The sequence below is a fragment of the Thermoactinomyces mirandus genome (assembly GCF_013868055.1).
In the GTDB taxonomy this organism is placed as follows: Bacteria; Bacillota; Bacilli; order Thermoactinomycetales; family Thermoactinomycetaceae; genus Thermoactinomyces; species Thermoactinomyces mirandus.
In genome coordinates this window covers 41125-48716 of record NZ_JACEOL010000053.1, presented here as the reverse complement: position 1 = coordinate 48716, position 7592 = coordinate 41125, and the positions used below count along the sequence as shown (strand labels likewise).

The window sequence follows — 7592 nt, the reverse complement described above, 5'->3', positions numbered from 1 at the left end:
GGGTTTGTCATCAAGCTCAGGCATTACTATTTCATAGTAATGCCTTTTTTCGTACATATGTCAAATAACATTTTTCCAAGTAAAGCATTTGTTCTATGATTTATGAATATTTTGCATATAATATTCATATATGGTCATCGCAAAGGAGGATGGCGGTTGCTGAAAAAGGAGTATATTCGCAGATGGTTTACCAGTGAAGAAGACAACATTTTGAAGGGAATCAGCGCTGACCTGATAAAAAGAGGTTTGCCACAGATTTCAGTGCCGCCGGAAACCGGCAAATTGCTGTATATGCTGGTTCGCCTATCAAGGGCGAAAAATATTCTGGAAATTGGCGCTCTTGGCGGATACAGCACGATCTGGATGGCAAAAGCGTTGCCGGAGCACGGAAGAATCTGTTCATTGGAATTGAATCAGGAGTATATTGATTTTGCTGAAGAAAATGTGCGACGGGCCGGCTATGCCAAACAGGTCCGATTTGTTCCCGGGGATGCGATGGAAAGCATGAAAGTGCTGGAGGCTGCCAATTTGCGGTTTGATTTTTTCTTTATCGATGCCGATAAGCCGAATTATATCCGTTACCTGGAAAAGGCTATTTCCCTGGCACAACCCGGAGCCATTATTACCGCAGATAATCTGTTTCAGGGTGGGCGGATCTTTTCAGATCAGGATCAGTCGGTCTCTACCCGCACCATCTGCCGTTTTAACCGGCAAATTGCTTCAGATGAACGGTTAGAGTCGTTCATCGTGCCTGTTGGTGACGGATTGGGAGTTTGCCGTGTGAAAAAAAGCCGGCATTCATGAGCCGGTAATACTTGAGCGCCGGGAAAAACGGGAAAATGTCAGGCGCAGGCAGGGGAAAGATCAGGTTTCCCAAACTAAAAAAGGAACCCTTGTTAAATGACGGGGGTTCCTTTCGGGTTCTATCCTGAAAATCTTGCTCATTCGTGTGAAGAACTTGATTTTAACCGGAAGCGTGACAGAAAATGGGCCAGCCACAAGTCCGACGTTCGAGCCAGCTTCGGATAACGTTCACGCATTTTAAGCAAAAATCGTTCCGCCCAAGGCGATGTTTTGGAAAGAAGAATTAGTCCGATAAAGGTAAACAGGATTCCTTGAAGCATAGGTGCAAAAAATCCGATAATTCCCAGGAACAAAAAAGTCCAGCCAAGAATGGTGATCCAGATTGTCTTCATATGGATGTTCAAACCCCTTCAGTTTTTTAGGATTAGTATACCCGATCCATGAACAGGCAAAATGAAGTTTCTTTGGCAATTATTGTTTATCTGTCTCTAGATAGCCAAACCTTTTCATGGACTAATTCGTTTTGATCGTAACATACTTTACAAAGTTTTTGCAAATGATAATAGTCGTGAGAATCGTGACATCTGGCGAAAAATTCACTTGCTCTGCTTTTTAAACAGCCGATGAACTGGTAAAATATGAGGTAATGAAGGAGAGATTGCTGATGGAAATTGCAACGTTTGGTGCCGGGTGTTTCTGGGGGGTTGAAGAAACTTTTCGCAAAATCCCGGGCGTAATCAATACATCGGTTGGTTATATGGGCGGGACAACAGAGAACCCTACTTATGAAGATGTCTGTACGGATCAGACGGGACATGCTGAAGTTGTCCGGGTGGAATACGATCCGGAACAGGTATCTTATGAAGAACTGCTGGATGTGTTCTGGAACAATCATAATCCGACGACATTGAACCGGCAGGGGCCGGATGTGGGAACGCAATACCGTTCCATTATATTTTACCATTCACCTGCCCAGAAAAAAGCCGCAGAAGAGTCAAAAAGACGGCTGGAGCAGTCCGGAAAATGGAAAAAGCCGATTGTTACCCGGATTGAGCCGGCGGCAAAATTTTGGCGTGCAGAAGAGTTTCATCAACGTTATTTGCAAAAACGGGGACTGAACCATTGCCGCCTGTAACCAGCCTGGTTATATTCAAAGGCGCTGCTTCAGAGAAGCGCCTTTTTCGATACTTGTAAAAAAGCTGAAACCGGATGTAGAACCATGTCGAGAGAATACCGGGCAAGGGAAAAGTAGAGGGACAAACGCGGTATGTTCATTATCGTTCAGATACGGATGTGATTGCGATGAAGTTTGCTTGCTGCCAATACAAACCCATGCCATTTTTGCCATTTGGAAACAGCCGGTCATCCCGTCATCCGCCGGACTGGGGAGCAATGGGCGAAAAGGTGGTATTTTGCGGGGGTTGCGATGAGGAAATGACGTTTCAGGAGTATGTCAATGATTCAGGCAGTTGTCCGGCATGCTATGCAAAGACTGATGCGGGATGCAAAAAATTGGCATTATTATTATTTTGATATGGCTGGTTTTCAATGGAATGGAAAAAGCACCTGAACTCATGCCAGGTGTTTTGTTTTTGTGTTAGAATGGTGAAGTTATGAATAGAGGCAATTGCAGAAAGGAGGAGGATTGGTTGGCCTATCTCGATAATAGCGCTACAACAGAAACCGACCCGGCTGTCATTTCTGTAATGGCGGATGTGATGAAAAAGATATACGGGAATCCCTCTTCATTGCACGGAATCGGGGTAAAGGCGGAACGGCTGATGGAACAGGCACGGAAAGTGGTTGCCGATGCCTTAAGCTGTTTACCGCACGAAATCGTCTTTACTTCGGGAGGCACTGAAGCAAATAATATGGTGATTCGCGGAGTGGCAGAAGCTTATCATCATCGGGGAAATCACATGATCACAAGCCCGATCGAACATCCGTCAGTTTATCATGTTTTTCAGTATCTGAAACAGAAAGGATGGAAAATCACCGAACTTCCTGTTGACTCATCCGGGCGGGTAAACCCGGCAGATGTGGAGACAGCCCTGACGGATGAAACAGTCCTGGTTTCGGTCATGCATGTAAATAATGAAGTTGGAACGATTCAGCCGGTCGAAGAAATCGGAAACCGGTTAAAGAAATATCCCAAGGTGATGTTTCATGTTGACGCCGTCCAGTCTTTCGGCAAGATCCCGCTTCATCCATCCAGATCCCATATTGACTTTTTAACCATATCCGGACATAAACTTCATGGTCCTAAAGGAATCGGCTGTTTATACAAGCGAAAAAACTTAACGCTTCCTTCCTTGCTGCTCGGCGGGGGACAGGAACGGGGGCTGCGCTCGGGAACCGAAAACCTGCCGGCGATTGCCGGTCTGGCCAAAGCGGTTCTGTTGGCGAAAGAAGCAGAGGAAACGTTCTACCAAAAATACCAAACCTGGAAAGAAATGATCCTCACCCGGATTGAAAATGAGCTAACCGGAGTAAAGATCAATGGAGATATCGATGATGGCGGGGCTCCATATATTCTGAACCTGTCCTTTCCCGGACTGAAATCGGAAGTGATTGTACACGCCCTTGAGAAAGAGCAGGTTTATGTCTCGAGCAAATCAGCCTGTTCCTCGAAAAAGGAAGAACCCTCCAGAGTGCTGAAAGCAATGGGCCTTACTGACCAGGAAGCGCTTGGTTCCATCCGGATCAGCATGGGGCGAATGAATGTGGAGGAGGATATCAAACAATGCTGTGATGTGCTTGTCCGTACCATTCCTGCATTACAAAAAGTGATGAAGGTGCATAAACGATGAAAGCAAATTGTATTTTACTGCGTTATGGTGAGCTGGCGCTGAAAGGAAAAAACAAAAAAGAGTTTGAAAACCGGCTGGTTAAAAACATTCGTGAAAAATTGAAACAGTTTCCCGGCTGTGAGGTAACCAGAGTCCATGGCCGGATTTTTGTGGAGTTAAAAGAACATCATAGCGAACCTGTGATGGAGGCATGCTCGGAAGTGTTCGGGCTGGTTGGAATCAGTCCGGCCATTCGTACGGAAAAGGATTGGGAAAAGATCAAACAGGCCGCGCTTGCGATAACCGAAGAGCAGGGCGAACGGATTCAAACGTTCAAGGTCAACAGCAAGCGGGCTGACAAAAAGTTTCCGATCCGGTCACTGGAGATGAACCATCGGCTTGGCGGTTTTTTGCTGGGCAAACTTTCCCATCTGAGAGTGGATGTTCACCATCCGGATATGACTCTGTCTGTGGAAGTGCGCAGTACACACGCATATGTATATGGCAACAGCCTTCCGGGATTGGGTGGATTGCCTGTCGGTGTGAGCGGCCGTGTTATGTTACTTCTGTCCGGAGGAATTGACAGCCCGGTCGCCGGCTATCTGGCTCTGAAACGGGGAGCGGAGCTGCAGGCTGTTCACTTCCACAGCTTTCCGTTCACCAGTGAACGGGCGAAACAGAAGGTGATCGATCTGGCCAGGATTTTGACCCGCTTTGGCGGTCATATCCGGCTGCATGTGGTTCCGTTTACGGATATTCAGACAGAGATCAACAGACATTGTTATGAATCCTATACCATTACGGTGATGCGTCGGATCATGGTCCGCATTGCCGAACGGATCGCTGACCGCAATAAAGCACTGGCGCTGGTGACGGGAGAAAGCCTGGGGCAAGTGGCCAGCCAGACACTGGAAAGCATGCGTACAATCAATGCCGTTACCACAATGCCGATTTTGCGGCCGCTGATCGGAATGGATAAACAGGAAATCATGGATATCTCCAAGCGTATAAATACTTATGAAACATCCATTCTGCCCTATGAAGACTGCTGTACGGTGTTTTTGCCGAAGGCGCCAAAAACCCGACCTGATCGGGAAGTGGCTGAGCGGCTGGAAGCAAGGCTCGATCTGGAACGGCTGATTCAAGAGGCGGTTGATGGGACTGAAGTCATAGATTTGCGTCCGGAACAGGAAGAAGAGTTTTCCTGTTTTTGAATCGGCAGGTGTCGGCTGTACACATGCCGGATTTAAACCGGGGGCTTTCATTTTGGACTGGAGGTAGAGTCTTGTATGATTCCCTTTCAAGAAGAAGTGTACCAGTTAACAAAGAAACTGGTGGAACATCCCAGCATTGTCGGCACGTTTGGCGAGAGGGACATCGCTTATCTGATTTATGAAATTTTGCAGGAAGTTCCTTATTTCCGGGAACACCCCGATTTTTTGCGAATGACGCCAACCCGCCATGACGAATGCGAACGTTATAACGTTATGGCGCTTGTGAAAGCGGGACGGGAAAATACCAGGGAAACCGTAATTCTGATGGGACATATGGATACCGTAGATGTTGAGGATTACGGGAAATGGATCAACCTTGCATTTTCACCGGAAGAATTGGTGAAAGAATGGAACAGGAGCAATCTCCCGAAGGATGTGAAAAAAGACCTGGAGACGGGTGACTATTTGGGAGGACGCGGGGTATTGGACATGAAAAGCGGGATTGCCATCCATCTGGCCATAGTCCGCTATTTTGCCCTGAATCGCCATTTGTTGCAGGGAAATCTGTTATTTGTTGCCACTTGTGATGAGGAACGGAATTCGCGCGGCATTTTGTCTGCGCTTGCAGATATTTTACATTTGGGTAAAGAAGAAAATCTCTCCTATATTGCAGCAATCAATTCAGATTATACTTCACCCAGGTATGAGGGAGACACGTCCCGTTATGTTTATCTGGGGACTGTCGGAAAATTATTGCCGGCCTTTTATATCGTCGGCAAGGAAACCCATGCCGGTCAGGTTTTTGAGGGATTTGACCCCAATCTCATCGTGTCCGAGTTAACCTCCCGCATTGATTATAATACCGATTTGTGCGATGAGATGTTTGGCGAAATTACCATTCCTCCCGTTTCCCTGAAGCAGACCGATTTGAAGAAGCAGTACGATGTACAAACGCCGCAAACCGCTTTTGTTTACTATAACTTTTTTGTGCACAGCTGGTCTCCGCGTGAAGTACTTAACAAATTGAAGCAATTGGCGATCGATGCCTTTGAGGCTGCGGTGATGAAGTTCCAGGCAAGATACCGTTTGTACAGCGAGCTAAGCGGACATCCCTACGAAGGAATGCTGATCCGTCCGCGCGTATATACCTATGAAGAGTTCTATCAGGAGTGCAGGGAAAAATATGGCCAGGAATTTGAACAAAAAGTTTTGCAGTTTACCCGAAACATGATCAATGAGGAAACGATTGACGTGCGCGATTACGCCCGCCGGATGGTGGAGGAATTGTGGCAATGGGGGGGAGATGCGGAGCCGGTAATCATTATTTTTTACGCTTCTCCCTATATTCCGCGCGTTGTGTTAAATGAACAGGATCCACGCGATTTTCGGTTGATCGAAGCCGTCCAGAAAGCGGTTCAGAAAGTGGAGCCCTGTCAGGAAAAAGAAGTGCAGGTGCGCAAGTTTTTCCCTTATATTTCTGACATGAGTTTCGTGGCCATTAGTGACAATAAACACGAAATTGAGGCTTTTGAGAAAAACATGCCTGCCTGGGGAGCCAAATATCATATGGATATGGAAGCGATTCGGCAATTGGATGTACCCGTGGTCAACATTGGCCCGTACGGGAAAGCGGCCCACAAGAAATGGGAACGTTTGGAAGTGAGCTATTCCATGCAATGGGTACCTAACCTGACTGTCCGCGTCATCCAGCATCTTTTTGCTCCGGACCGCAAAAACTGATCTTCCGGCCAAGTTGAAAATTTCTGAACTTTGGTTATATCATACGCACTTGTGTTAATATAGAAAAATGGCAATTAGAAAAGGGGAAAGGGAATGGATATGAGTTGGGTTACAGATCCCGCTTTCTGGTTTGGTTTTTTTAACATTATCATTATTGATATCATTTTAAGCGGGGATAATGCCGTAATGATCGGAATGGCAGCTCATAGACTGCCTGAAAAGCAGCGGAAGAAAGCGATTGTTTTGGGTGCTGGTGCCGCGGTTTTGTTAAGAGCGACATTAACGGCAATTGCCGCTTATTTGCTAAACATCCCTCTGTTAATGACGGTGGGGGGAATCCTGCTGCTTGGAATCGCCGTCAGGTTATTGCTGGATAACGATAAAGAAACAAATGTCGATATCGGAGACAGTCTGAAAAGCGCCATTAAAACCATTATCGTGGCTGATGTCGTAATGAGCCTCGATAATGTTTTGGCGGTGGCTGGCGCATCCCATGGCAATGTTTTTCTTGTATTGTTCGGACTTGCTTTGAGTATTCCTATTATCATGTGGGGAAGCAATCTTATTGCCAGGCTTCTAGACAGACTGCCCTGGCTGGTTTACGTTGGCGCCGCCATTCTCGGATTTACCGGAGGACAGCTGATTGTGGAGGACCCGTTCATTCAAAATCAGGTGTTGATCGGCATGGATGTGTTAAATTACGTAATCCCGCTGGTTATGGCGGTGATGGTTGTCGTTGGGGGTTACGCCTGGAAACATAAAACGGCTGCCTGAAGACAAACTCATATGCTAGCTGAAAAAAGCGGAAGAGCGATCAGGCTCCTCCGCTTTTTTTGGCTGGGGAAGCAGGATTCGAACCTGCGCATCACGGAGTCAAAGTCCGTTGCCTTACCACTTGGCTATTCCCCACTGCTTACTTCATAGGATGGGAGAACTGGCGGGATTTTATTCAGGTCCGGATGTTTTTTAACGTACGGAGAGGAGAAGGATATTTCCGGAAAAGGGAGAAATTGTAAAAAGATGCTGTTGATTTTTGTAGAAGGGA

The 7592-nt window shown here is 46.7% G+C and carries 8 protein-coding genes and 1 tRNA gene; 7 read left to right on the top strand and 2 right to left on the bottom strand.

The window, feature by feature from the left end; genetic code table 11:
- Positions 1-156 precede the first annotated feature (156 nt).
- Positions 157-804: an O-methyltransferase gene (locus H2C83_RS14675; protein ID WP_181741944.1), complete on the top strand. Its 648-nt coding sequence runs from the start codon at positions 157-159 to the stop codon at positions 802-804.
- Between the two features lie 137 nt (positions 805-941).
- Here H2C83_RS14675 and H2C83_RS14670 read toward each other — a convergent pair whose 3' ends face one another.
- On the bottom strand, positions 942-1196 hold the full coding sequence (locus H2C83_RS14670) for a PGPGW domain-containing protein (protein WP_181741943.1): 255 nt from the start codon (positions 1194-1196) through the stop codon (positions 942-944).
- Positions 1197-1468: 272 nt separating this feature from the next.
- On the opposite strand from H2C83_RS14670, the gene msrA reads away from it, so the two are divergent.
- The 6 genes from msrA to H2C83_RS14640 all read left to right on the top strand — a co-directional run bounded on the left by msrA (position 1469) and on the right by H2C83_RS14640 (position 7321).
- Positions 1469-1939, top strand: a complete 471-nt coding sequence (gene msrA / locus H2C83_RS14665; RefSeq protein ID WP_181741942.1) for a peptide-methionine (S)-S-oxide reductase MsrA — start codon at positions 1469-1471, stop codon at positions 1937-1939.
- 167 nt (positions 1940-2106) lie between these two features.
- Entirely contained in the window at positions 2107-2337 is a 231-nt protein-coding gene (locus tag H2C83_RS14660; RefSeq protein ID WP_181741941.1) for a hypothetical protein, read from the top strand.
- 116 nt (positions 2338-2453) lie between these two features.
- Positions 2454-3614 (top strand): cysteine desulfurase family protein, encoded by a 1161-nt coding sequence (locus tag H2C83_RS14655; protein WP_246333942.1) that lies wholly within the window; start codon positions 2454-2456, stop codon positions 3612-3614.
- A complete protein-coding gene (gene thiI, locus H2C83_RS14650; protein WP_181741939.1) occupies positions 3611-4807 on the top strand; it encodes a tRNA uracil 4-sulfurtransferase ThiI in 1197 nt (398 codons plus the stop codon). Before H2C83_RS14655 ends, thiI begins: the two co-directional genes overlap by 4 nt.
- 75 nt (positions 4808-4882) lie before the next feature.
- A complete protein-coding gene (locus H2C83_RS14645) occupies positions 4883-6547 on the top strand; it encodes a M20/M25/M40 family metallo-hydrolase (RefSeq protein ID WP_181741938.1) in 1665 nt (554 codons plus the stop codon).
- 93 nt (positions 6548-6640) lie between these two features.
- Positions 6641-7321, top strand: a complete 681-nt coding sequence (locus tag H2C83_RS14640; protein WP_220184200.1) for a TerC family protein — start codon at positions 6641-6643, stop codon at positions 7319-7321.
- Between the two features lie 60 nt (positions 7322-7381).
- On the opposite strand, the gene H2C83_RS14635 is transcribed toward H2C83_RS14640, so the two are convergent.
- Positions 7382-7456: transfer RNA gene (locus H2C83_RS14635), tRNA-Gln, on the bottom strand.
- Between the last annotated feature and the right edge of the window lie 136 nt (positions 7457-7592).

Bases quoted from the DNA above. Each gene is read 5' to 3' on its own strand.
- H2C83_RS14670 (WP_181741943.1), bottom strand. From the start codon at position 1,196: ATGAAGACAATCTGGATCACCATTCTTGGCTGGACTTTTTTGTTCCTG.
- H2C83_RS14640 (WP_220184200.1), top strand. From the start codon at position 6,641: ATGGATATGAGTTGGGTTACAGATCCCGCTTTCTGGTTTGGTTTTTTT.
- H2C83_RS14645 (WP_181741938.1), top strand. From the start codon at position 4,883: ATGATTCCCTTTCAAGAAGAAGTGTACCAGTTAACAAAGAAACTGGTG.
- msrA (WP_181741942.1), top strand. From the start codon at position 1,469: ATGGAAATTGCAACGTTTGGTGCCGGGTGTTTCTGGGGGGTTGAAGAA.
- thiI (WP_181741939.1), top strand. From the start codon at position 3,611: ATGAAAGCAAATTGTATTTTACTGCGTTATGGTGAGCTGGCGCTGAAA.
- H2C83_RS14660 (WP_181741941.1), top strand. From the start codon at position 2,107: ATGAAGTTTGCTTGCTGCCAATACAAACCCATGCCATTTTTGCCATTT.